Raw genomic sequence first — 24,802 nt, 5'->3', positions numbered from 1 at the left:
TTCCCATTTTCACACCCAGTCCCTTATACAGCCATATACGCAGATGTACGGATGGGATGGTAGAAATTTGAAAGAGCACGAATCTGTCCCCCCGAATCTCAGAAAATGTTCTGCCACACGAAGAGGAAACCGCATGATTTTCTTTATTTTCGGATTGCTCTGGCGGCTGCCCAAGGCAGATAATGCCATGAGCGGATAAAAGAGGATAGCGAAGAACCACTTGAGATAAAGGATGGCTACCGCTATGATTAGAATGATTAATATTGTATTCATTGGGTTATCTTATTTTAAAAGTTTAGACTTCAAGAGATACAAATTCGGGAAATATTTGAAACAGACAAACTTAAACGTACCAGAGAAAGAACGTCCCTTGCGGTAAATACAAATATCCTTCCTCAACATTTCCTCAATAAACTTACAGTCATCTGGACGTTTTTCTTTAAGAATCGGGAATTTCAATATTTGGTCACAAGCATGTATCAAAATACCCTCCATAAAAGGAATAACAGAAGAAAGCATAGGCTTATTCCATCGTTTCAAATCTTCCATTATCTCTTTCAAATTAAATAATGTATCAAAAAACAATCTATTCACCGAAACATTTACCTGATGACAAATACTCAGAGGATTATCACGATAATAATAATGAGGATTGGCAGAAACAGCCAACAGCTTACCAGAACCAAACAACGGCTTCACATTATAATACATAAAGAGATAGTCCTCATTGTTGCGCCCCTCTCGGAAGAGAGTTTGGATGAACTCACGCTTATAGAGTTTATTCCATACCGTGGCATCCATACCAAGCCCCAAGAACATTTTCATATACAGAGCAAAAGGCATAGTCTCGCCATCCTTATACTCATACGATCCAACCATATACGGAGAAAAGGCACCATTCTTATTGCGAATAATAGGCGAAGAGACAACCATTGTATTCTCATTCTGATTCATCACTCGCATCAGATCCTCATACATAGTCTCATCAACATAGTCATCGCTGTCCACGAAACCGATGTATTCTCCTTTGGCAACCTTTAAGCCAGCATTACGAGCCGAAGAAAGTCCACCATTTTTTTTATGTACTACTTTGATGCGAGCATCCTTCTTTGCCCACTCATCACATTTTTGCGGGCACATATCAGGAGAGCCATCATCAACTAGAATTATTTCCAAGTCTTTATACGTTTGATTGATAACAGACGTAATACACTCGTCAAGGTATTGCTCAACCTTGTAAATTGGTATTATTATTGAAATCATAGTTCTTGCTTTTTAATAGATTGTCCCACTTATAATAAACTGTATAAAAATATAGAGGCAACAAAATACTCAATCCAGGCAAATTCGTTGCAGAATCAATGATAAGCCATCCTAACATAAGGCATAAGCAAATGGCTTTCTTATCTACTTTTATTGCACAAAAACAAGCATCAATTGTTATGTACAAATATGCAACCATTCCAACAAGTCCTTGTTTCATCATAATCGGAAACCAAACGGATTCTGCTCCAAAAATTTGAGAGTACATTTTTCCCCCTTGGAAAATGTCAAAGTTATGACCATTGCCAAACCAAAAGTTTTGCATCCAAAAATAAACAGAATATTCCAATTGTCCTAAACGCATATCCCAAGAACTTGCACCACCCATATCTGTATTACTATCTGTTGTTAAAGAATCAAACATTGTTGAGAGATAAGCACCACCAAAATAAACAATAACGACCGATGCCATGACTACAAAAGCAAAGTTTTGAGCATTAAACATTTTTCGGTTTGCTATAAGTGGTAACAATATAACGACACCTCCCAAAAGTGGACTTCGAGACCCCGAAAGGAATATGCCTAACAAACAAACTCCCATATAGAACATTGACTTTTTCTTTTTTAAGAGATTTTGCCCATAAACATAAAGCATCAAGAAGAAGGAAAAAAGCACCATGTTTTCAACACCATATCCTATAGAATGCGGAACAAAAGAATGTAGTCTGATAAACAAACCTCGAGTTCCAGCATCAACAGCCCAATAAGTTTCTGGGTACATTATTGTTAGAAGTTGACTTCCTATAATATTATTTCCAGCTAATTCACAAATGGCATTGCCATTTAACAAGAGAACATATCCACAAATAACTTTTATAAAAAGCTTTAAATCTGCTTCGTTTTTTATAGCATCAAAAAACATGATGAAATACAGAAACGGACTAAGGGAGTCTACCAAAGTAATAATGGCAAACTGAGGATTGCAAGCGTAAATGAAGCTTGCTACAAACATTATAACTAACGACCGCCTTAAAGGATTCTTCCCCAAACTATCATTATTTCTCAAAAGCCATAATAGGAACAAGCATAATGTAAAAAATGCATCCAATTCAAATTTACCGATATGGGATGGTATTCCATGACTAAACATAAACTTGAATGGCGCATAAACTATTATTCCTCTTTTGAAATTCTTGATAAAGACAGTTATTAATATAAGAAATAATAAATATATTAACATGACTTTTTAATAATTGTTTTCTCTAAATATTCTTCTATTCTCACACAAGAAGTACCATTTTCACTCATTCCAATTTTCTCCTTGTAGGACGCAAGTCGTTTTGCATAATTGCTAAAATCAAACAACTGTACAGTTTGTATTAATTGCTTTTCATCAAAACTATAAGGAAATGGCATTTCTTCAGGCTTGAAGTACAAGCCTCTGTCATAAGTATTATAATCAGGGATATATAAAAAACATGGTTTATCTTGCATGACGAACTCCGTAGAGACAGAAGAAAAATCGGTTATCAATACATCTGAAGCGCATAATAAATCTTGTATATCAGGATATGATGTAGCATTGAACACTTTTTTAGAAAGGTACTTTGCATATATTTCTGGTAATGGTTGTCTTGCTACATTTGGATGTAATCTAAGAAGTAACACATAATTGCCCCCGAATTTTTTTGAAAAAGTTTGTAACAAAGTATTTACATCTATACTATTTTGAGCTATTTCTCCAAAAGATCTAAAAGTAGGAGCATACAAAATGAGTTTGGTATCTATGTTGATATGATAAGTTTCATATACCCTATTCTTCTTTGTTTCATATTCATTAGCAATGAAAAAACAATCGTCTCGTGGAGTACCAACTTCTAATATTCGTCCTTTATACCATGTGGAATTTCTTATCCAATCCGTTTGCCATTTGGAACCACTAAGCATGATATCTGTTTGATTGCAATCTTTGATAGCATTCTGAATATATTCATAACTTAATGCTTCTATGCTGTCTTTCTCTGATTTCTTAGGTCCCATTCCATGCCAAGTCTGTATATAAATCTGACCTGATTTTTTCTCAAACTCAGACATACGTACATTAGCTATAAAAATTTTACATGATAATTGGGCAATTAAGTGAGCAACTGATTTTGTCTTGACGAACTTAATGTTTGGGTATTTGTTTTTATAAAGCTTTGGATTATCCACTACTGCTATAATCTGTAAGCTCATTTGATTGTGATTACCTATATATGTAGCAATCGCTTTAGGATTACAATTGAAATACTTTCCTCTCCAACTTATAACACACATCTTCTTTTCATTGATAGGTAACTTATTATATAGCAACTTATATAATAAGTTCCATCTCCAATAGGTCGCCCACCACATGATAAAATGCTGTATCTTTTTGATGTTAACTTTCTCTTTCATCTTTTTCTCATTTCTTTAAAATAATGTTTTTGAAATCATTAAAAGCAGCCAGCTTGCACACATAACAAATAGGCAGATAAATAGCTGCATACACAATTGTTCCTATCAATAATGATAAAATATTATTATCTATTAAGCAACAGCTGATGTAAGCAACACCAAAAGCGCATACTGCAATACCTAAATATTTCAAAATATCCTTAAATTGAAGCCAATAACCATAGTCAAGAAGACTTTTGGTAGGATACATATTTACAATAGCCGCTACAACGTTATAAACACTACAACTGACAACTACACCTGTTAAGCCAAACGGAGCACCGCATAAAAGCAACATCAGACAGATTGGCTTTTTGAAAAACTCCAACTTTAGGGTCAAGTCTGTACGATTCAACAATTGAAGGAGACTAAAGTTCAATTGGCTTATTGGTCCCCAACAAAAACCTGCGCAGCAAATCATGAATAACGTTATTGTAGCCTCCCACTTGGATGTCCAAAGGATGAGAATTAAAGGCCGAGCGACTGCTATCAAAAGAAAATACACTGGGAAAACCACAAAACAAACCATTTGAATGAGCCGTGAATAAACGGAACGCACCTTGTCTGTATCTCCTTGCGTTTCCACCATGATAGGAAGAACCACTCTGTTAATGACATTTGTCAAGATACTTCTTGGCTGCGTGGCTAAATTATTCGCTTTCGAATAAAAGCCCAACTTGCTTGCGCCCAAGAAACGGCCTATGAAAAAAGAGTAAATTTCATTGAAAAACGCTCCTATCAAATTGGCACTTAACAATTTCCAACCGAAATTGAAAAGGTAATGAAAAGACTCCTTGTTAAACACTAACGATGGTCTCCATTTGGAAAGTACCCATAGTAATAATGTCTTAAAAAACGAACTTCCCACTTGCTGAATAACTAAAGTCCATACTCCAAATCCTTTGTAGGCAAAATAAATACCAACAAGTCCCATTGGTATCTGTGTACAAACATTTACTGTAGCTATCGTCTTTATCTTTAAGTTCGCAGTGAACTGAGCTGTTTGAACTATTGACAAAGAATTAAAGAACACGCACAAAGCCAGTACCCTAAGCAAGATTTTCAAGATTGGCATCCTAAAAAAGTCTGCCACTAATGGTGATACAAGGAACAATACAAGATATACAAATACTCCTAATCCTACATTAAAGTAGAATGCGGTTGACATATCCTCTTGCGTCCTTTCTTTTTTTCTGATGATTGCTGTTCCAAATCCACAATCTACAAAGACGTTAGCAAGTGACAGAAATATACTTAATACTCCGACTGTACCATAATCGGATGGTGAAAGAAGTCTTGCTAATACAACACCTATGACAAAAGAGCAACCTATTGTCATAAAGTTGTCTACAAAACTCCAAATGGTTCCTTTGACTGATTTCTTTTTTGTGTTATTTTGTGACATAAATTATATGTGATTCAAGCACTTTTTCAAATCCTCATCAGAAAGCGAAATACTCCGAAATTTCTTATGCGCTCCTTCTTTCTGAAAATATGAAAATAGTTCGGCTTGTATTTTGTTGTCTAATATTCGATAAAATCCTTCTCTCTTCAAACGGACAGGCATACCGACCCAAATTCCTCCCTCGAAATCATTTTCAAGTTTCTTTGAAACGAGGGAATTGCTTCCGATTATGGTATAGTCTGGCAACAAGGCCCCTTTGGCTATAGTGCAACGATTGCCTATCCAGACATTGTTTCCCAAACGTACAGAGCCAAGTGCATTGCCTATTAAATTATTAACACCATCGTAGGTAAAATGAAAATTAGAGTCATATATTTGGGTCTCCCATCCTATACGAACGTGATTCTCAATATTGACAGAATTTGCGCAATACAGTCTACTCTTTTGGTTCATCAAGAAGTCGTTGCCAATATTGAGCACTCCCTCATAAGTTACAATGATTGAGCACCCAGAATATATCTTAATGTCAGCACCCAAGATTAGCTTACCATATTGGGTAATACGCAATAGGGTTGTAAGACCTTTATTGGAAATCATAGGATGTAGGCAAATGCCAAGACTTACCATTCCTTTCCTTATCTCCACACCCTTTTGAAATTCAATACTCCCTTTATGAATTTCGTTTATATCTACTTTCTTTCCAACATAGACAGGAAGTTCCTTAGCTATGCTTATAGGAAAGACCTTAAAATTCAAATAAACAGTCTTGATCATATTGACTGTAGAAAAGAAGTCTATGATTCTTTTGATTTTTCCTAACATACTTATCCTTTTATGGTTTCAACTAGTGCTTCTTGCAGTTTATATTGCGGAATCCATTCCAAGGCTTCAAGCTTGCTTGTATCAAACACGGCCTTACGAATTACAGAGAATCCTTGTCTTTCAACTTCAGATGGCAAATCAAAGACAACCTTACTTCCGCCTATATGTGCTATCATCTCTGCCAATTCACGAATCGTGACACACGAATTAACATCAGCTACATTATAAGCCTCTTCATTTAAACCTTTCAACAAAATTGTCAATATCGCTGATGCGCAATCCTTCACATAAAGCCAAGAACGGTATTGTTCTCCTCTGCTTTTTAATACAATATCCTCATGATTCCTGGCATTGCGAACAAACTGAGCATAAGCACGAGTATCTTTATCCGTAAAATGTGGCCCAAACGTATGACATGGGCGAGCCACAACAGCCTCAATGTTATATTGGTGGCTATAAGCTACACATAACGTTTCAGCTGCACGTTTGGAAGTTGGATAGCAAGAGCGCAAAGTCATGCAATCCACATATCCACTATCCGATTCTTTCCAATTATCCACATCACCATTTCCATATACTTCACCAGAAGAAACATACAGAAAACGTTCCAAACTATGCTCCCTACCATAATCAAGAAGATTCTTGGTACCATTAATATTTGTCCACATGGTTCCTACTGGATCCAAAGCGTAAGCATTAGGATTTGCATTACTGGCTGCATTAATTATATAATGGAAAACTATGTTTTCTTTTATCGGAGCATTTACATCTCCTTCAACAATATGTAAAAGAGGATTATCCAAATACTTAGCAAAGCATTTTTGGGCATTGTTTCGATTGCGGGCCATTGCATAAATATTGCATTCCACATTGTTTTCAATGAGGAAATCAATAATGGCACTACCTATCAAGCCACAAGCACCTGTTATCAGAATGTTCTTACCATTGAGTTTCTCGAATGGTATATAATCGTAGTTCTTCATCATTTCAACCATGGCGCTTTTGATACATGTTTTAGAGCTTTAAATAGCTCTATATCCTCTACATTGGTAAGTTTCAGTCCATTTTTCTCAGAACCTAAAACTAAATGTTGGTTATTGATACCTATTTGGGCCACCAACTGACATGATGCAGCTGTATCTTCCAATTTATTGTCAATTGCTGTCTGTTGAGCTTTCAGAATCGTTCCCAATTTATAAGTGTGTGGAGTCTGTGTTCTTACTAATCGTTCACGAGGTATCGGCAAATAGCTGAGATTATTTTCATCTGCATGATATTCCATGATAACCTCTTTACATAAAAGGCCTGTCACAGCATAACCATATTTCTTACAAGTCTCAATATTTCTTGAAATAATGTCCTCTGATACCAAAGGTCTAACGCCATCTTGGATAACGATTATATCATCATCAGAAATACCACATTTTTGCAAGCCAAGCAATCCATTACGTATAGAATGGAAATTACTATCACCTCCTGGGAAAATGTATTCAAGTTTAGTTATACCATATTGGCTGGCATAAGCCTTCAATACAACTTCCCAACCCTGCAAACATATAACGGCGATGGCATCTATTTGCGGATGATGCTGAAAAGCCTGCATAGTGTATATGATGACAGGACAATCATCAATATTCATAAATTGTTTCGGAATATCCTGTCCCATACGAGAACCAGAACCCGCTGCTGTTAATAATGCTATATTCATAATAATACTATATTTTCACTAGGGTCCCTTTAAAAGGGACGATTATTAAATATGTTGCTAATACTTTTTCTATTGATTCTATAAACACATTTCTATCATCCTCCTAAATTGTATCATCCTCAACCTCTGGTAAATGAAAGAACTCTATCAAATGATCCTTTAGCTGATTCAACATACTAATGCTGTTGAATGACTTGACGGCACTTATTTGAGCTTACCGGATTCATATAATCGCAGTTTTATACCTTTCAAAGCCATATCTGCCCACCGCTCATGATTTTGCTTCAACTCCTCCTTATCAGCATCAGTGAGATTCAACTGAATAATATAGTCTTTCATACATTCTACAGCTATCTCCTTGATTTTATCAAGATCAGAACTGAGAACTTTACCTTGAAGCAAATGCTCTGTTACCTTCGCATGGATATAACCCTCGAGGTAAGATAAAGCTAAATCTTTGATTTCTAACATAAGAATCTATATTTTTATGAAACCTTCATTACTTTGTTCAAAATCATCCCGTCCTTCTTTACCATTAAAGAAGGAGTTTTTTCTACCTCTCCGTCTCTCCTGCAAGGAGAGCTCCACCTTTCTCGCCAAGCCTCTCTTCCCTCAGGGTCGAGAGGATGTAACCGCCCTACAGTGCTATAAATGCCCCACCTGTCCCTCCCCTGCGGGAGGGTCCTTAATCCTAAACCAAGCCTTTCCCTTATTAAGGGAAAGGATGTAGCTGGCTCTGCTATAGCGCCGCCAGAGTTTTGGTATCGTCAGCGGAGCCTGTGCCCTAAAGGGCTGCCGATGAGTGCCTACGCAACAGAGTTGCGATTGTTTGTCGGCTAGCGCATCTTCAAGATTCTATCAATCTGCCGCTCTCACGCAAACGTTTTTTAAAACCTTGCATCACTGTATCTGCCCATTCATGAAAGTTTTCTTTCATCAACTGCTTTTGCTTTTCATCAAAACTAGAATAGGCAATCTGTTGCTCCATACATGTCTGAGCCGTTTCCTTAGCTAAGTCCAGTGTACGTTCTGTCACTTTACCATTGGTAAGTTTCTCGCCTAATTGGGCGTAGAAGTAGCCATCACAAAAGGCTATACAATATTCTTTTGCTATCATAACGCTTCCTCTTCAATTATAAAGCTCGTAAGTAATCTTATTTACTGTATGCTCTGCTTCTTTTTAAGGGGTTCTGCCGGATGTTTAACAGGCATACTTTGATATGTTAAAGTTCCGGATTTCGCAGTAGAATATACATTACAATATTTACTGAGCCAATAAACAACTCCACTATTAGGATGTTTCTTACTTCCCTTACAACTGATTGTAGCGCTAGTCGGAGCCAATAAATCTATCACATCTGTAGTAAGATTGTGCTTACTGCCATGATGAGGGACTTTTAATATGCCGTATTTAACTTCATCACCTAGATTATCAACAACATCATGCAAACTTTTAGCACAAGCATCACCAGCCAAAAGGAACTTTTGGTTTCCTGGATGAAACAGCAATATTAAACTAGCCTTATTGGTTGCAGAAGTTTCTTTCTCTGTATCCATGACACTTTTTACCTCTTTATCTGTCAGAATCTCATCTTCATTATATAATTCAGCATCTGCCTCGTCTGTTATTTCAGCAAAGTCCAAAGCCATCTCATAAATGGAATCTTGCAAAAAATGATCCTCAGGACCAACAATTTTCAAAGGAACGCCAACAAAATCCATATTATAAGACCACTGATAAATCTGAGAGTTACTTCTTCGAATGATATCTATCAGATTTTTACTACTGTCTGTTGGATGATTATAAGTCTCTTTGCCTTTTTGAGCAAGTAGTCCTGTTTGGTAATTCAATCTGCGCCAATCACAAGAAAGGATACTCTCTGGATTTGCAAAAACAAAATTTGATATTACAACAGTCGCATCATTATATAAGTCAAAAAATCCGCCCTTATGATCTTTGTCAGGATGAGTACATACAGCATAATCAATAATGAAACAGCCATTCTCTATATGTTTTATGTAGCGCTTGACTTCTTCTCCATCTCCTACGTTACCCGCATCTATAACAATTGTCCACCATCGAGTATTATCATCCAGGTAGTTTATCACAATTGCATCAGCATCGCCTACACTCAAAATATGTACATAATATTCCATAAGCACCTCTTATTTAGAAATAAAAGTTATTATTAAAGTCCTTGCATAATTTCTTGCAGCATACTTCATAAAAAAGAAAGCAACAACTCCTTGAATGAGAACTAATATCAAAGCTAGCCAACAACCAGCCATATACTTCAAATTATAAACATAACTGGCAATTAGCAAAAGCAATACTATCATAAAAGACCACACAAGTCCACCTAGCAGATTTCTTTGATAGCCATATCTATAGTTACATTGAAGTAACATTTTGTTTCCTCGCGTTGCCTCTTTCATTATACCAACAGCCCCAACTATGTTTCTTCTCGCTTCCAGTTCATCAGCATACTCTTGCTGTTCATCTAGCATCAAATAACCATATTGTGCTTGCAGCTTATGGTGGACTTGTTCTATCTGAGAACGTGAAAGCAACTTATTCTTCCACAACAAAAGCTCTGTAGTTGGCATTCTTGTCTCATCCTCCTTAAACATCGGAAATTGAAATATCATTTTCGAGGTACTGCGAAATAACTCTCGGATATAAAATCCTAGAGCAGCATACACCACTGCGCTAGATGCAACAATTCCCAATGTTTTCTGTATCATATGGATTGTATCTATCTTGCTCGGTAATATACTACTCCACGTAACCCATATTGTAACCAACCATGGTACAAGCAACGCTGTCCATGCTGAATACAAATACGCATGGCGTTCATATTCATTCATTTTTCTCATAACAGAGAGACTTTAACTTATTCCAACCAAATACTTTTTATCTTACTCATAAAGTCATCGTTGCGTAGTTTCCAAAAGTACAGGTCATCATTTCCAATATACTTATCGATCTTTTCTATATAACCTTTCTCCTCTAGAAGCTTTATCCTCTTCACTTTTGGCAAAGAATTCAATGACTCCAAATCATATCTTCTAACCAAGCAATAATTGGCCACAGAAACTAAATTACTCTGATTACTTATGTAATCTCTTGTCTCATTATTGTCATAGTCAGAATTTTGAATGATCTGATATAATACATACGAGTCATGCTTTCTGCTACGCAGTAAACTTTCAAAAGAGAGTTCGGGTTGATTATTGAACTTGATCCTTGCCAAAAAATAATGCATATAGGCTGGTGAATAATTGCCTAAAACCATATTGTCATAAAACTCATCCAAAGGCTTATATTTTGTTTTCAATACTTCCACCAGTTCTTCTGTTGATAGATTCCGTATCTCTTTTACCAAGTCGTATATGGTGTCACGAATCGTACTCTGGGTTACAGAACGAGCAGATAACGTTCGTATATTAATAAAACTATCTACAAACAAATTAACTTGCTCAATCTTATCTTTTATCGTTTCTGGTTCATCCACCTTACATATAGAAGCCATTAGTAAAGGGATATATAAAGAATCAGCAATACAATAATTTGAGACTAAGTTTATATTAGAATCTTTATCCTGACGCATAGTTGCTATCGTCAAGAATAGCTTTGAGAAGAAATCGAAGTCTGACTTGACAAATAGATAAAAGTCTTTCGGTTTATTTAAATACAACTGCTTTAGATGTCCTTTCAACCAAGAGTGGAACTGCGTTCCTATGTTTTCAAAATCTTCATTTTCAGAATTTGCAGTCTTTGAACGCTTGGTGGTAGCATACTTGGCTCTTAGCCAAGCTCGGAAAAAGATCATATCGCCCTCGTCACCAGCTACTGCCTTGATTTCCATCATTCTATCCTTCCAAGCATTATTCATCTCCTCAGCCTGCTCCTCATTTTCCATCTTAGACAACAAAAAAGCCTTGACTATTTCTGTTGGGTTCAAACTCATTCCCCTGTCATTCATGGTCTCAAATATGATATAAGCATTATCTAAAGAAAAGGCCTTTATCTCTACTAATGTGACATTATGCAACAACCATTCTGCAAATAAAGGAAAGACTTTTACCTCTTTTAATTCCTCAGGAAAAAGGGAGACAATATCATCATACCTATCAATAATGTTGACTACAGACTCATCCGTAGGTTGAAGTTGCTCATATATATCGGCTGTCTTTTCCTTTTCTATCAAAAGTTCAACAACCTCATTTCTTGTTGGGACATCAAGAACAAGCGACTTTCTACCTCCCTTTTTCACGTAAAGATAATCTGCGAAGTCATGCTGTTCTTCTTCTAGGAGCATTAATTGACTTTGAAAATGGCTCATATAGATAAGCAACAAACTTAAAGAAGTCAATCGTTGCTGACCATCAATAATAGACATTCCATTAGTACCTTCTTGGCACAAAACGATAGGTCCCATATAATAATAATCGAATCCCTCTACATCTTCCAAAGAAGCTCCATCATGGTAATTAACCATAAAGTTGGAATACAAATCACTTATAAGAGCTTCTATATGGTTACGTTTCCACCGATACTCTCGTTGAAAAACATCTATCTTGAAACGATTATTGGTCAAGATGTCAATAAGTTGTTTATCTTTAGCCTCAATATGATTAGCTATATGTGTCATAATCAAACAAGTTCTTTTATTAATATTTTCTGAACGTGGTACAGATGTTCATAAATTGGCATATTAGCCAAAGTTGGCTCCAATTCTCCATGAAATATGATGCAGCGCAATTGGTATATCAACTGTATTATAGCTTGGGCATCCAAATTTATATCATCTGAAAGATAAAGTGGAGTGCGCTCATCTATAACTATGCTGTGCGCAGGTTTTCGACCTGTGGCGGTTGCAGGCTTTACAAAATTTGCAGGCTTATGTCGTAGAATATGTGAAAGACATTCTCGAACCTTGGCTTTCTTCGTATCTGTCGACAGTGCTACAAAACCGGCATTCGCCTCCAACTCATTGAAATCTTTTTTAAATAATTCGATAACATCTGTTGTTACACTGCTATTTCTGTTGATTACTTCTATTTTGTATTGCTTTGCACCTCTTGCAGCACCTGCAATCTTTTGAATCTTGTAAGAATAAGTACCATTACATAATGTATAACTATCTAAATTTGAATCAACAGCCCAAATTGTATGAAAAGACAAACGGTTTGTTCCATTCGGAATCGTATGACTTTCAAGTTGGCTGTAAAGCTGGGACAAATGAAAGCGAAATTCAGCAATTTCCTCTCCTATACCTCTACCTTCCAGCAGGTTCTTCAGCTTGTTCTTATACTTATTATCATTGTTTTTGACTTGTTCAACCATTAGTTTATCAGTTTTACAAGTCTGCTCGTCATAATAAGTTTCTTGATACCATGCATTAAATGGTATCCAAGAATTGATGAACATGGTATAGTAGTCCGCATAAGAGTGTTCAATCCATTTTTGAAGATGCATAAGAAAATATTTATAAATGAATTATCTTTGAAACTGCGCAAATGGCATATTTTCTGAGGATATGTCATCAGTAGCTGCTTACAGAATTTACTCTAGAGAATTACTCTTCAGTTCCTTACTGATTACCTTTCCCATCAGCTTCTCTATATCGAAGAAAGTCATAGGGTCGTTATAGTCAATCTCAGAAATGGTGTTGTCCATATCATTAACGGCATAGCCTTATCCATTCAATGGAGTCTTCCAAGTCTTTCATATTGATTCGAGAATAGGTTTTCTCGAAACGGTCGAGAAAGAAGGATACCACATTAGGATTCTTCTTTATGTACTGATGAAAGGTCTTGCAGACCTTGGCTTGCCCTTTGTAATTGAGCTTACGAATGTCTTCAAACATCGGCATAGCACAGGAATAGGACTTTACGGAAGAAACCTTCTTTTCCATCTTCTTGCGTATCTCCTTTGCCTCAGGAATCGTATCATCGTAAATGTCTTGAAACTCTTCTGGGAGCATCGAGAGCATTCGCTCTAAAAATTCTTTATCAGCCATAAGAAACTTATTTGTATAAATCTACATTGATATCGAAAGGTGAATCGAAGTCCTTCAGCATCGCATGCTTCGTATCTTTCTCTGAGAGATTGGCATGTTCTGTTGGGATTTTCCAATCGATACCGAGGGTGTCATCGAGGATGCTGATGCCTCCATCTGCCTCAGGATGATAGAAGTTATCACACTTGTACTGGAAGACGGCTGTTTCTGAAAGAACAGCGAATCCATGGGCAAAGCCCTTTGGAATGAAGAACTGGACATGATTGTCTTCTGTTAACTCTACGGCAACATGCTTACCATAGGTTGGTGATCCTTTTCGGATATCTACAGCTACATCAAGCACTCTTCCTTTTACGCAACGTACCAACTTGCTCTGGGTATAAGGTGGGCGCTGGAAGTGCAGGCCTCGCATCACACCATAGCTGCTCATAGATTCGTTGTCTTGGCAGAAGTGAACACTGTGTCCCAGGATTGGGGCAACCTTCTCTTCAAACTCTCGCTCGCTGAAGCTCTCGAAGAAGTAGCCACGAGAGTCGCGGAAGAGGCGTGGCTCTATAATGAGAACGCCTTCTATTTCTGTTTTGATTATATTCATCGTTTTATATTTTAAGAAAGGCAGGCTCCATACCAAGAGCCGAAAAGTAGCTTATAAAATAAGCCCCTGGCATTTCACCTGCCATAATTATTTTCTGCTTAAAATTCCAAATTCTTTTTTAATGTTTGATCTTTCTCTTCAAGTATTGAAAGGAGATACTTGCCATAGTCATTCTTCAGCATAGGCTGAGCATTCTCTCTCAACTGTTCTGCGGTAATCCAACCCTGGCGGTATGCGATTCCTTCCAAGCAAGCTACCTTCAAGCCCTGGCGCTTCTCCAGGACCTCAATAAATGTGGATGCTTCAGAAAGAGAATCATGGGTTCCGGTATCAAGCCAAGCAAATCCTCTTGCCATGGTCTGAACCTTCAGCTGCTTATCCTTCAGGAACTCCTGGTTTACGGTGGTGATTTCCAACTCTCCACGAGCGGATGGCTTGATATGCTTGGCTACTTCCACCACCTTGTTAGGATAGAAGTATAAGCCAACCACTGCATAGTTGCTCTTAGGATCTTCAGGCTTCTCTTCAATGCTCAGGCAATTGCCTTGCTCATCAAACTCGGCTACACCATATCGTTCCGGATCACTTACACGATAGCCAAAGACTGTAGCCTTGTTGTTCTGCTCTGCATCTACTACTGCCTGATGCAGCATCTGATTTAATCCTGCACCATAGAAGATATTATCGCCTAATACGAGGCAAGCGGAATCATTACCAATGAATTTCTCTCCGATAATGAAGGCTTGGGCTAAGCCATCTGGTGATGGCTGTTCTGCATACTCAAACTTCACACCTAACTGACTTCCATCGCCTAAGAGGCGCTTGAAAGCTGGTAAATCAAATGGTGTTGAAATAATGAGTATCTCACGGATACCTGCCAACATCAATACTGATATTGGGTAATATATCATCGGCTTGTCGAAGATTGGTATCAGCTGCTTGCTGATACCCTTTGTGATGGGGTACAAGCGGGTTCCGCTACCACCTGCTAATACGATTCCTTTCATATCATTATTATTTATTGATCAATAACATGTTTCGAAAATCATCCCGTCCTTCTTTACCATTAAGGAAGGATTTTTTCTACCTCTCCGTCTCTCCTGCAAGGAGAGCTCCACCTTCTCCCCAAGCCCCTCTTCCTCAGGAAGCGGGGATGTAACCGCCCTCCGGTGCTCGGAACCACTACGCTCTAAGGTTGGCGGACCATCAAAGGTCTCGCCAGATTATGCGGGATGGGACCGCCTTGATCATACCTGCATTGAGCAATCTAAAAATTCGATTTGATTATATGTCTGCAGTTGCGTCAACTTATGTTTAAACTCAATGAGCCAATCATAATCCACTTCCCAATCCTTACAATACTTGCGCAAGCTACAACCTTTACAATTTTGTTTGTAGTCCTACATCACTTTTTAGAAATATTCCCTTGTTTCCATTATCAAACTGTTTTGATTACGGATGCAAAGGTAATATATATATAGGTACCGCCATACGGGCTAATGGTAATTTACAGAAGTTATAAACTAATTTTTAATTATAATTTACTCATAATTAAAGGCATAACCACGAGAGTCTTTGAAGAGGCGTAGCTCTATAAAGAGCACGCCATCAATATTTATTTTTATCACTTCCATTTGTATAATATTTTAAAAAAAAGATGCAATGATTAAAGCATTTACCATTTTTTACGGCATGCCCCCCAATATCACTTTTACAGCATTATCTTCCAAAGAAGTTATTCGCTCGTCATTCAACATCTTCCTATTTATCAAAAATAGAGCAAACTTTGTTGACAATGGGGGTTTTACTGTCATTGACCACAACCAATTAGTAAATTCCTTCCTAGTAACATGCAAAATTTCTTTAGCAAGCCTTTCATCATTATCTAAAATCTCACAAAGCTCATTTGGAAGCTTTTCTTCGCTCATACGCTTACAAAGATGAAATCTAATCATTGCATCCCATGATTTATTTTTGTAGTTTTTATATGTTAACTCATGAATCATCTGGGATAATGCTCTTTCATTAGTTTCAAGCGATGCATATATACCATTCAACATTCTCGACTCATCCTTGCAAAAGTCCCACCAAGTTTCATCTTTGGTTTTATATCGCAAATCATGTTCAATTTCATGCCAACCTTCAGATAAAACAGTTCTCAACTGTACCTCATAAGTTGCATCAATAAGACTCGCATTATCTCCATACTCACTCAAAGCATCTTTCAATCTCTCTTGCTCTCGATGGTTCATTCTCATTACCAAATTCAATCTTTCCGGCATAAAAACTTTATCATGAAAAGGCAACAGTCTCTTCAATTTTTCATGTTGAGGGTCACCGCCATCAAAAGACTCTATAATATCAGTCAGTTCTTTGAGTTCCTTTGAAGAATTTGATTCATTCGTAGAATCATAACCTTCCATTGTCTTCAGCTTTTCATAAAAAATAGACACATCCTCTTGAAAATAAAAAATCACACGAATACCAATGATATCTTGCATCTTTCTACCGCTTCTTCTATAAGCATTAGCTTTAATATCCAGTTTCTTCTGAATAGACTCTTTGGATTTTACTCGTGAGAAGACACGATAATACATGCCTGCTTTTTCCAATAATGGTATGATTCTTCCTTCTATATTTTCTTTAATTGTTTCCATGACTATACATTTTTATTAAGGAAATCTAAACCAGAATCAGATATATGAGACTTATCACCATCTGTCAAAATATAACCACGAGTCACTAATGAACAGAAAACCTTCTTAAATGATTTCCCATCAACAAACTCATTCTTTAATCGTGATATGATTTGCATCTTTCTCCCTTTTGCCCCCTTCGGAATATACTGCCTTAAGATTTCCAATTCCATAGGAATTTGTTGGTTTCCCTTGTCGATAGTTTCAATAACTTCATGAAAATTTGGATCGAATCCAGAACCGTCTTTTACACATTCAAAGAAATCCACCCCTTCAGTTTTACCAACAATATCAACTTGATTGAACTTGCAACCAATAAACATACAGTCGTCAAAAACATCAAAATTGACTTTTCCTTCCTCAAAATTAATATTTACGAAATTACATCTAACAAAACTTGAGGGCGCATCAAAACATGTATTCATCAAAATTTTGCTTTCCAAATATGTCTCTTTAAAATTAGACTTTGGTTTATGCAGTAATTTAATTTCCGAAAACAATCTCAAATCAGGTGTCATTTTACTACACATATCCTCCAATTGCATACACGTGTATTCTCTTTTTTCCTCATCACAAGCAGCCATAGCTTCAATTACTTTTTCAAGAAACTGCAAGGACATATCTTTATAATAACCAGGAAGTTCATCATGCTTAACATCTATAAGAGAATAACCCAAAAATAGCCCCAAAATAAAATCATTAATGAAACCAATATTATTATCACCCTTTCTATCAAGCAAAGCATGATTTGTTAAGCTGTTTGCTATATTATCTGTATCTTTGCTTGGCGTAGCATATTTTTCCAAAATATCAGAAGATAACAACAGTATAGCATTCTTAACGTTCTTTCTTGAATCGGAATTTATATTGTTATATGCAAAAGCTGATGCCAAACGCTCATAAATAAGCTGCTGCTCATTAATATCCGAGAAAGGGAGTTGCTGGCGTTCAATTTCTCGAGTAAGAAGTTTTGTTACATAATTTTGCACTAGCGAATCAGAATGTGCCTCTGCTTTATATTCAACGTCACTAAGAAAATGTAGATATCCTAATATTACAGGATTAGACAAATCATGAATATTAGAAGGCAAAAGACGCATTTTAGCTTCACTCAGCCAATCCTCTATTCTTGGTTGCTCCAATTTATATCGAACTATGTCCACATCTTGCTTACTTGATGTCTTTTGCTCATACCAGTCATAAAACTCGGGACCAGAAAGAATGGCTGTTTTTCTGGTAGTCAAAATAATCTTGGCATTCCCTTCCAAAAGTTCAGCTATTGTTTCCAACATGGTTTTTCCCTTATTCTTTTCGGACTTAGAATTTCCGTGGTCCAAATCCTCATTCAGAAGCTCGTCAAATCCATCTATAATCAAAGGAATTCTTCCTTCTTTGATATTGTGCATCACGATAGTATCACCAAGCAGCACATTAAAGGTCTTATTAATTTGTGATATCAACAAATAATAAAAAGTTGGAGCTTGACGATCCTTATAAAGTTCCATATAGAACGGACGCACTTTTGATGTTACATCAGAATAACTATTAAGCAATTCCATTGCTGTTGATGTTTTTCCATAACCTGCTGGAGCTTCTACAATTACTAATCTTGCACCTTTCGAATCCAATTCACTTCGCAAAGAGTTTATTATAGGCACACCGCTTGTATATGCTTTGCTCGTATAATTACGCTCTACTGTATATGGGCATCTTACATATTCATACTTAGCAGCTGCTAATTGTTCTTGGTCTAATCCATAAGCATGCATAACAGCAGATGTATATTCTTTGTATCGATTTTTAATCTGAGCATTAGCTTGCTTTACTTGAAAGAACCAATCAAAAAGATAATCTTCTATGTTTTCGACTTCCGCCTCCTTACACACACGAACTGAATAATTCAAACTTCTGAATTCTTCCGTAAGTTTATCAATTCGGGCTGTATCAACATTATTAAAGCAAACAATTTCGACACCAGGATAAAGATTGCGACCTACGGCATAAACCATATAATCCTCTTCTTCCTTTAATAAATGATATTCATATAAATCGAATATTTTCTTTACTTCATTCTTATCCATAATAATTTATATTACTTCAAGAGTTCTACTTCCATAAGTTCCTTAAGTATATGCTACTTTACTTGATTGCAGCATTACTTTTATGCATTTCTTCCATCATCTCCTCTAACGTTTCAGACGAAGAAAGTTTTTGCCTTTCTATCAAGAGTTTGTCTAAAAGATACTTGTGTCGGAACTCCACGTCATTAATAACCTGACTCCATGTTTTGATATAGAACGACGCATTTGCTTTTGTATAAGCCCAGCCCGACAAAGGATCCTTTATTACAGAATCTCGAAGATTTGAATCTACATCCTGCCCTATCAATATAAATGTCCATCTTTCTCGATGATCATTAAACGCATCTGTCTTAAGGATTACATCACCATACGTTTGTATCTGTCCAAACTCTTTATATGTCAATTGCTTTATGTAAGTAGGACTTTTTATCTCTACTACCAAATTATGAGGAGTACCATACTGCGAATCCTGTCCAGTCAAAAATAAGTCCATTTCTTTATACTTATCTGGATGATTGATATATTCTTTTTCTGTTACTCCCAAAAGCTCGTATCTATACTTCTCTAAAGCCTGCGTAAATTTTACTTCTTCGGAACACACTAAATTATATTCTTCACCGAAAATCCAATAATGATCTACAAGAATTTTCTGCAAATGCTTAACTTCACCAGCTTTCAAAGAATGGTCAAAAAGGACTTTCTTCAAATCCTCTACAACCAAAATTCTATCTTTTATCAAATTAATTGTAGATATAACTCGCTTTAAACGAGTTGTTTCTAAGATTTTTGCAAATTCTTTTCTATCATCGGAGCTTAGTTCTACCACTGAATCAAGAATTTTAAACAAACTGTCTTGTTCATTAGTGTCCATAACCAAATTGAGTAACTCTAAGAATATACGCTTTTGATCTGTATTCAATTTCATAAAAACAGCTGGTCGTACTTCATATAAGCCCTTGACAAAATCTACAAATGTTTCTTTCTTCTTCAAATCCCATGGATTTGAACCAAAATCAGGCATGACCTTTTCTTTTTCAAAACTATCAATAACAGAATTTGCCTGTTTTTTTAAGAACGGACGACGCTTTTCTGCCAAAAAATCATTCAACTGTTTTTCCAAGCTTTTAAAAATAGTACGATTTTTGTCAGAATCAAACAAACTTCTAGTTTCCGTTTCTTCTTCACTCATTTCTGTTTTTGTAATCTCATCAAAGAAGTCATCAACCAAAATCAAACTATGATAAAAGTTATCTCCTTTATTATTCAGTTTAGTCGTTTTCCGATATTTTACCTTATACTCTTTATTTAGAAAGTAGAATTTTGAATATTCATCAGCCGACTTTTTGTTCCAATTAATGTAAACACCATGGAAAGTATGCCTAGTGTGCTCGATATCATATACATCGAATTTGACATCCTCTCTCTCCGCTATAACAGATTTATAATCTAATAGTTCTCCATTAATCTGAATTTTTGCTTCCTTCTTGACTTCTAGAAACCAAGCAAATCGAGTTTTCAGATAAGGAACGAGCTTTTCTTTCACATACCCAGATGTAATATCAGCATTAATATCTTTGAAAGAAACTACTGTACCTGATACATCACCAACAGCTAACTGTTTATCAGAAGCTTGATAGTGTTTTAAGTCTTCACTATTCACATCTATTCTGTATTCATAGATAGAATCAGCTAACTTGTATCTTGTATTCCAAGACGCAAATCTTGCAAATTTAAAGAATGTCAAACGTCCATATCCATTTTTACCATGAACCAAATCCGTTTTTTCCTTTTTACCTTTTCGCTTTGCCGAATCATAAAACACCTTAAATTTATCAGCCAACTCCTCATAGCAGATGCCATCACCATTATCAACTATCTCTATAGAATCTGCCAATCCAAACTTTTCGTTGGCATACTTTATATTGATGTCCACCTCTGTTGCATTAGCATCAAATCCGTTCCAAATATATTCTGAAATTGCCTTTTCTGGATTATATCCTTTCAGAATATGCTGAATACTCTTGGACGTTAAAATTACCTCATTAGTTTTCATAGTATAACAGTTTTATTAACTAAAGTTATATACAATTGACCTTGCATACAAACACCAAGATATCCTGCCATTTCAACCTTGCCATCTTTCCATAAATAGCGATATATCTCCATATCAATGCCATTCTCACCAACAACTATAAAAGCACCGAGCAGCGTATCATGAACGCAATCTGTGCGATTGCTGAGCGAACTTGGCTGAACCAAAGATATTAAACACTCTCTATCATTTTTGGCATTTTTCATCTTTCCTTTCGTAAATCACCGTTAGAACGTAACTACTGATTTTCAGCAGTTAGCACATCCAACAATTTTTCAAAAAAAGCATATTATTAATTGGTATTGCCAGAGCTGCCAATTAGGCAGCCTTGACATTCACCTTTTTGTTCGAGTTATAATTACATGGGATTAGGGACATGAAGTCTTGCTCCCCCTCCATAAGTCGGGTGAGTATATCTTCTATATAATCGCCAAAATTAATGTCATTCAACTTGCAGCTCTCAAAAAGTGAGAACATAAAAGCTATGTTTTCCGCACCTAAATGGCTACCGGTATGCATCCAGTTTCGCCTACCCATAGCCAAGTGGCGGAACATTCGTTCGACCGCATTGTTATGCATCTCGACACGACCATCCTGCAAGAACACCTTGAAGGCCTTCTCGTCATCAAGTACATAGTTGACTGCTCGCTGAACCATTGCACCATAAGAAGAATCAAGCTTGATCTTCTTCAACAACTTCATCAACTTGCCAACGATCGATGCACTGTACTTAAGTCTAAATCGGCGTCGCTGCTTTGCAGTATGTTTGCGTATCTTCGACTCTCGCTCTATCTGGAAGAGGTAGTTCATCATCAAGATGATTACACGCACTCGATGGTCAGAGATATAAGCATCCACGAAGCGATGGCGGGCATGGAACCAGCAAGCTGTACGCACCAGTCCCATTTCCTCCAAATCCTTCTCAATTGTCTCATACAAGACTGCTCTGTCTGCAGTAAACACCCTTATACAAGAGTCCTTGAAGATGGCATCTTCCTGCACACTGTGACTACGGCTACCCTCCTTATATTCCATCACACAAAGCTTGGCTTCCATGGAGAGGGCAGCATGGATGTACTCCACATTGTACTTAAACTTGTCTTCCTTACTCTCACGACTGCGAACCACGATTCTTGACTCGTCATTCTGGGTATAGACACACTGACGGATACGCTCAAGCATCACAGGTCCCAGGCGTTCACGAAGATAAGTCATGATTTGCTGCATCCAACCGTTCAGGGTTGACTGAGCTACCTTCATACCCATCTGTGACAACATATCCAACAAGCGGTTTTCGGAGAGATGATAAGCGAACTTCGACTCCAGATAGAACCTACAGAAGGATGGCATCAAAGGATTACCCTTGATGATACTCTGAGGATACTTGCTGCTCTGAGGATCAGAGCCAGGTACATTAAAGCGTGCTATCTTGTATTCCTTACAATAAACCTCTTGTTTCTGATAGAAGAACAGACGGACTACCCACATGTCCTTCTTACCCTTACGTATGATAACCTTTGCATTCTCAGGAAGATCAGATTTATCTATGCCGAAGGACTTCAAGACTCTAGCAGTTGTTGTATAACGCTTGCGAGGGAGTTGACTATCTGATTCCTGCTTTTCTTTTTCTGTTTTCTTGGGCAGTTTTACAGCTGGTTGCTCTGGAGCTGAAGATGCCTTAGACTCTTCATCCTTATGCTTTTCATCCAACGCCTCGTCAGCAGCATCACTGATTTTCTTTTTCAATCCATCAAGCCCCATCTCATTGACCTCTGCGTCGGATGTATCCAACACACCATTCAAGAGATTGGTCATATCTGAGTTATGAGCAAACTTCCTATGAAGGAGAACCTCGATGATAGTTTTATAATCAACCTGAGCCTTGTCTGCTATATCCAACAAGGCATTTGCCTTTTCATAATCATCTGCCTTGGAATGAAGTCGAGATACCTCTGCTCGTAATTCCGAGTTATCAGATTCCGCTTGGGTCAAAGCCACCTCCAACACATAGATACGAGCATTTGCATCTGATAAATCTTCGCTTAACATAGAGATACGCTCGTTTGCCTTGTCAAGTTCCTCCGACAACTCTGTATCACCTTGCTCAATCTGCTGTTTGAGCAAGCCAACAAGCTGTTTGGACTTGGCAAGGTCATTGCTAGCTTTAGTCAACATTGACTTATACGTAGCAAGCTGCATCTCTATATTACTCTTGTTATTTATCATGTGTACAAAGATACTAAATTTCTGCGACATATACAACTATTTCTTGTTAAGAAAAGTTATATAACTACTTGTTTTTCAGAAGCTTATAAGATTTCAAAAACAACTTTTCCTCGTATTCCTTGTTTTTCTTTTCCAAAGCTTCTTTTGCTGTCAGAAGAGATTTGCGCTCTCTCAATAGAGCAAGCAGTGCTTCCTGCTTGCCCAAAATATACTCTTGTATCTCTACCATCGCATCCATGATTTCAACCTGACGCAGATTCATTCGAGAAATTTCCTCTCGAATCGCCTTTTCATCAGATGAACCTTGCTGTAATGAGACTTGAAGCTCTGCAACACGAGATTGCATACGCTTCAGTTCTGCATGCATGGATGGTATCAAACTCTTAATATCAGTATTCATAATATGATTTCCGTTTGTACAGATGTTGATAGCAACAGTATCAATGTCTCACGGTTTATCTTATGACAGCGAGCTGCCTCCAAGAAGCGAGGCTTGAGAAACTTACCATCATCAAACCACTTCTGGTATAAGACAAAACCATTGATATCATAATGTAATATTTTAACCTTGCGGTAATCCTTGGAATAGAAGATGAAGGCTTCATCATAACTATAAGGATCATGCTGCATTTTTTCACGGATGATTCCTGCCAACCCCTCACGACCATTGCGCATATCAGTGGGTGTGGAACTCAAATAATAAGTTGTTCGAGAAGTGAAGTTCAGCATGGCTATGACATTTTATGCAGCAGTTCTGCAACTGCAAACAGGTTAGTACACTTGATTTCCATCTCATCACCAGTCGGAGACTTCAAAATCAGTCTCTCAACTTGCCAACCTGCAGGAGTTTGTTGCTCGGGAACAAAATTCTCCTCAACTGTCAAAGCGATAAACTCACCTTCGCCTAGCTTCTTGTTTTCATCTGGTTGAAGCTTATTTGAACGATATGATTTCTTAAACTCAATGAGCCAGTCATAATCCACTGCCTCATCCTTACAATACTTGCGCAAGCTACGACCTTTACGGTTTTGGTTGTAGTCCTGCATCACTTTTTCGAAATATTCCCTTGTTTCCATTATCAAACTGTTTTGATTACGGATGCAAAGGTAATATATTATATAGGTACCGCCATACGGGTTAACGGTGATTTACTTTCCTTTCTTTTTCATTTCTACTGCCAAATAATTAGGTTCGTATCCTCTGCTCTGAATCAACAAATCACTCACCATATATTTAGGGCGTTGCTGACTATTTTCGTAATGCTTAAAGTAAGCATCCAACCCCTATGGCAATACGACTCCATCCCCAGTGTTTACTGGGGATACAGAGTATTTTAAGAAATTGAACTTTTCTGATTTTTAAACAGGTTTAACTAAAAGTGCCTCTGTCATCAAGGCATAATCCCTTCTTCCA

25 protein-coding genes are annotated in these 24,802 nt (G+C 37.1%); all 25 read right to left on the bottom strand.

The genetic code is table 11. The annotated features are described in order from the left end of the window. Nucleotides 1-9: 9 nt before the first annotated feature. The 25 genes from KUA49_RS04990 to KUA49_RS04870 all read right to left on the bottom strand — a co-directional run bounded on the left by KUA49_RS04990 (nucleotide 10) and on the right by KUA49_RS04870 (nucleotide 24,465). On the bottom strand, nucleotides 10-273 hold the full coding sequence (locus tag KUA49_RS04990; protein ID WP_218413207.1) for a hypothetical protein: 264 nt from the start codon (nucleotides 271-273) through the stop codon (nucleotides 10-12). Between the two features lie 9 nt (nucleotides 274-282). Further along, nucleotides 283-1,263 (bottom strand): glycosyltransferase family 2 protein, encoded by a 981-nt coding sequence (locus KUA49_RS04985; RefSeq protein ID WP_218413206.1) that lies wholly within the window; start codon nucleotides 1,261-1,263, stop codon nucleotides 283-285. Then, nucleotides 1,229-2,503, bottom strand: a complete 1,275-nt coding sequence (locus tag KUA49_RS04980) for an O-antigen ligase family protein (RefSeq protein ID WP_218413205.1) — start codon at nucleotides 2,501-2,503, stop codon at nucleotides 1,229-1,231. Before KUA49_RS04980 ends, KUA49_RS04985 begins: the two co-directional genes overlap by 35 nt. Beyond that, nucleotides 2,497-3,699, bottom strand: coding sequence for a CDP-glycerol glycerophosphotransferase family protein (locus KUA49_RS04975; protein WP_218413204.1), 1,203 nt, complete (start codon nucleotides 3,697-3,699; stop codon nucleotides 2,497-2,499). The genes KUA49_RS04980 and KUA49_RS04975 overlap by 7 nt, the downstream gene beginning before the upstream one ends. A gap of 7 nt (nucleotides 3,700-3,706) precedes the next feature. Continuing rightward, the gene (locus tag KUA49_RS04970; RefSeq protein WP_218413203.1) at nucleotides 3,707-5,143 is read right to left on the bottom strand and encodes a lipopolysaccharide biosynthesis protein; all 1,437 of its coding nucleotides are present in this window, start codon (nucleotides 5,141-5,143) and stop codon (nucleotides 3,707-3,709) included. Nucleotides 5,144-5,146: 3 nt separating this feature from the next. After that, nucleotides 5,147-5,965: an acyltransferase gene (locus tag KUA49_RS04965; RefSeq protein WP_218413202.1), complete on the bottom strand. Its 819-nt coding sequence runs from the start codon at nucleotides 5,963-5,965 to the stop codon at nucleotides 5,147-5,149. A 2-nt stretch (nucleotides 5,966-5,967) separates the two neighbouring features. Further along, complete coding sequence (locus tag KUA49_RS04960; RefSeq protein ID WP_218413201.1) at nucleotides 5,968-6,960, bottom strand: NAD-dependent epimerase/dehydratase family protein; 993 nt, start codon at nucleotides 6,958-6,960, stop codon at nucleotides 5,968-5,970. Continuing rightward, on the bottom strand, nucleotides 6,948-7,673 hold the full coding sequence (locus KUA49_RS04955) for an IspD/TarI family cytidylyltransferase (RefSeq protein WP_218413200.1): 726 nt from the start codon (nucleotides 7,671-7,673) through the stop codon (nucleotides 6,948-6,950). Before KUA49_RS04955 ends, KUA49_RS04960 begins: the two co-directional genes overlap by 13 nt. Nucleotides 7,674-7,877: 204 nt before the next feature. Next, nucleotides 7,878-8,144, bottom strand: coding sequence for a hypothetical protein (locus KUA49_RS04950; protein WP_218413199.1), 267 nt, complete (start codon nucleotides 8,142-8,144; stop codon nucleotides 7,878-7,880). Nucleotides 8,145-8,520: 376 nt separating this feature from the next. Continuing rightward, the gene (locus tag KUA49_RS04945; protein WP_218413198.1) at nucleotides 8,521-8,790 is read right to left on the bottom strand and encodes a hypothetical protein; all 270 of its coding nucleotides are present in this window, start codon (nucleotides 8,788-8,790) and stop codon (nucleotides 8,521-8,523) included. A gap of 41 nt (nucleotides 8,791-8,831) precedes the next feature. Further along, complete coding sequence (locus tag KUA49_RS04940) at nucleotides 8,832-9,830, bottom strand: ComEC/Rec2 family competence protein (protein WP_218413197.1); 999 nt, start codon at nucleotides 9,828-9,830, stop codon at nucleotides 8,832-8,834. 9 nt (nucleotides 9,831-9,839) lie between these two features. Next, the gene (locus tag KUA49_RS04935) at nucleotides 9,840-10,550 is read right to left on the bottom strand and encodes a hypothetical protein (protein ID WP_218413196.1); all 711 of its coding nucleotides are present in this window, start codon (nucleotides 10,548-10,550) and stop codon (nucleotides 9,840-9,842) included. 17 nt (nucleotides 10,551-10,567) lie between these two features. Next, complete coding sequence (locus tag KUA49_RS04930) at nucleotides 10,568-12,328, bottom strand: DUF262 domain-containing protein (RefSeq protein ID WP_218413195.1); 1,761 nt, start codon at nucleotides 12,326-12,328, stop codon at nucleotides 10,568-10,570. Between the two features lie 2 nt (nucleotides 12,329-12,330). Continuing rightward, nucleotides 12,331-13,155 carry a hypothetical protein gene (locus tag KUA49_RS04925; RefSeq protein WP_218413194.1) on the bottom strand — a complete coding sequence of 275 codons (825 nt, stop codon included), beginning with the start codon at nucleotides 13,153-13,155 and terminating at the stop codon, nucleotides 12,331-12,333. 205 nt (nucleotides 13,156-13,360) lie between these two features. Beyond that, nucleotides 13,361-13,699, bottom strand: a complete 339-nt coding sequence (locus tag KUA49_RS04920; RefSeq protein ID WP_218413193.1) for a hypothetical protein — start codon at nucleotides 13,697-13,699, stop codon at nucleotides 13,361-13,363. 7 nt (nucleotides 13,700-13,706) lie between these two features. Next, nucleotides 13,707-14,294 (bottom strand): dTDP-4-dehydrorhamnose 3,5-epimerase, encoded by a 588-nt coding sequence (rfbC, locus tag KUA49_RS04915; protein WP_218413192.1) that lies wholly within the window; start codon nucleotides 14,292-14,294, stop codon nucleotides 13,707-13,709. 98 nt (nucleotides 14,295-14,392) lie between these two features. Continuing rightward, nucleotides 14,393-15,301 (bottom strand): glucose-1-phosphate thymidylyltransferase RfbA, encoded by a 909-nt coding sequence (gene rfbA / locus KUA49_RS04910; protein WP_218413191.1) that lies wholly within the window; start codon nucleotides 15,299-15,301, stop codon nucleotides 14,393-14,395. A gap of 678 nt (nucleotides 15,302-15,979) precedes the next feature. Next, on the bottom strand, nucleotides 15,980-16,951 hold the full coding sequence (locus KUA49_RS04905) for a hypothetical protein (RefSeq protein ID WP_218413190.1): 972 nt from the start codon (nucleotides 16,949-16,951) through the stop codon (nucleotides 15,980-15,982). A 2-nt stretch (nucleotides 16,952-16,953) separates the two neighbouring features. Next, nucleotides 16,954-19,071: an NACHT domain-containing protein gene (locus KUA49_RS04900; protein ID WP_218413189.1), complete on the bottom strand. Its 2,118-nt coding sequence runs from the start codon at nucleotides 19,069-19,071 to the stop codon at nucleotides 16,954-16,956. Between the two features lie 58 nt (nucleotides 19,072-19,129). Continuing rightward, nucleotides 19,130-21,124 (bottom strand): ATP-binding protein, encoded by a 1,995-nt coding sequence (locus KUA49_RS04895; protein WP_218413188.1) that lies wholly within the window; start codon nucleotides 21,122-21,124, stop codon nucleotides 19,130-19,132. After that, nucleotides 21,121-21,369: a hypothetical protein gene (locus KUA49_RS04890; protein WP_218413187.1), complete on the bottom strand. Its 249-nt coding sequence runs from the start codon at nucleotides 21,367-21,369 to the stop codon at nucleotides 21,121-21,123. The genes KUA49_RS04895 and KUA49_RS04890 overlap by 4 nt, the downstream gene beginning before the upstream one ends. Before the next feature lie 112 nt (nucleotides 21,370-21,481). Further along, a complete protein-coding gene (gene tnpC, locus KUA49_RS04885; RefSeq protein ID WP_318331659.1) occupies nucleotides 21,482-23,389 on the bottom strand; it encodes an IS66 family transposase in 1,908 nt (635 codons plus the stop codon). 64 nt (nucleotides 23,390-23,453) lie between these two features. Next, nucleotides 23,454-23,789, bottom strand: a complete 336-nt coding sequence (locus KUA49_RS04880) for a hypothetical protein (RefSeq protein ID WP_203041573.1) — start codon at nucleotides 23,787-23,789, stop codon at nucleotides 23,454-23,456. Next, nucleotides 23,786-24,118 carry an IS66 family insertion sequence element accessory protein TnpB gene (tnpB, locus tag KUA49_RS04875; protein WP_218413610.1) on the bottom strand — a complete coding sequence of 111 codons (333 nt, stop codon included), beginning with the start codon at nucleotides 24,116-24,118 and terminating at the stop codon, nucleotides 23,786-23,788. Before tnpB ends, KUA49_RS04880 begins: the two co-directional genes overlap by 4 nt. A 2-nt stretch (nucleotides 24,119-24,120) precedes the next feature. Then, on the bottom strand, nucleotides 24,121-24,465 hold the full coding sequence (locus KUA49_RS04870) for a hypothetical protein (protein ID WP_218413609.1): 345 nt from the start codon (nucleotides 24,463-24,465) through the stop codon (nucleotides 24,121-24,123). Nucleotides 24,466-24,802: the final 337 nt, after the last annotated feature.

It is taken from the genome of Segatella copri (assembly GCF_019249655.2).
Taxonomy (GTDB): Bacteria; Bacteroidota; Bacteroidia; order Bacteroidales; family Bacteroidaceae; genus Prevotella.
The sequence above is the reverse complement of the archived record's forward strand: the minus strand, read 5'-3'. Positions and strand labels throughout refer to the sequence as shown.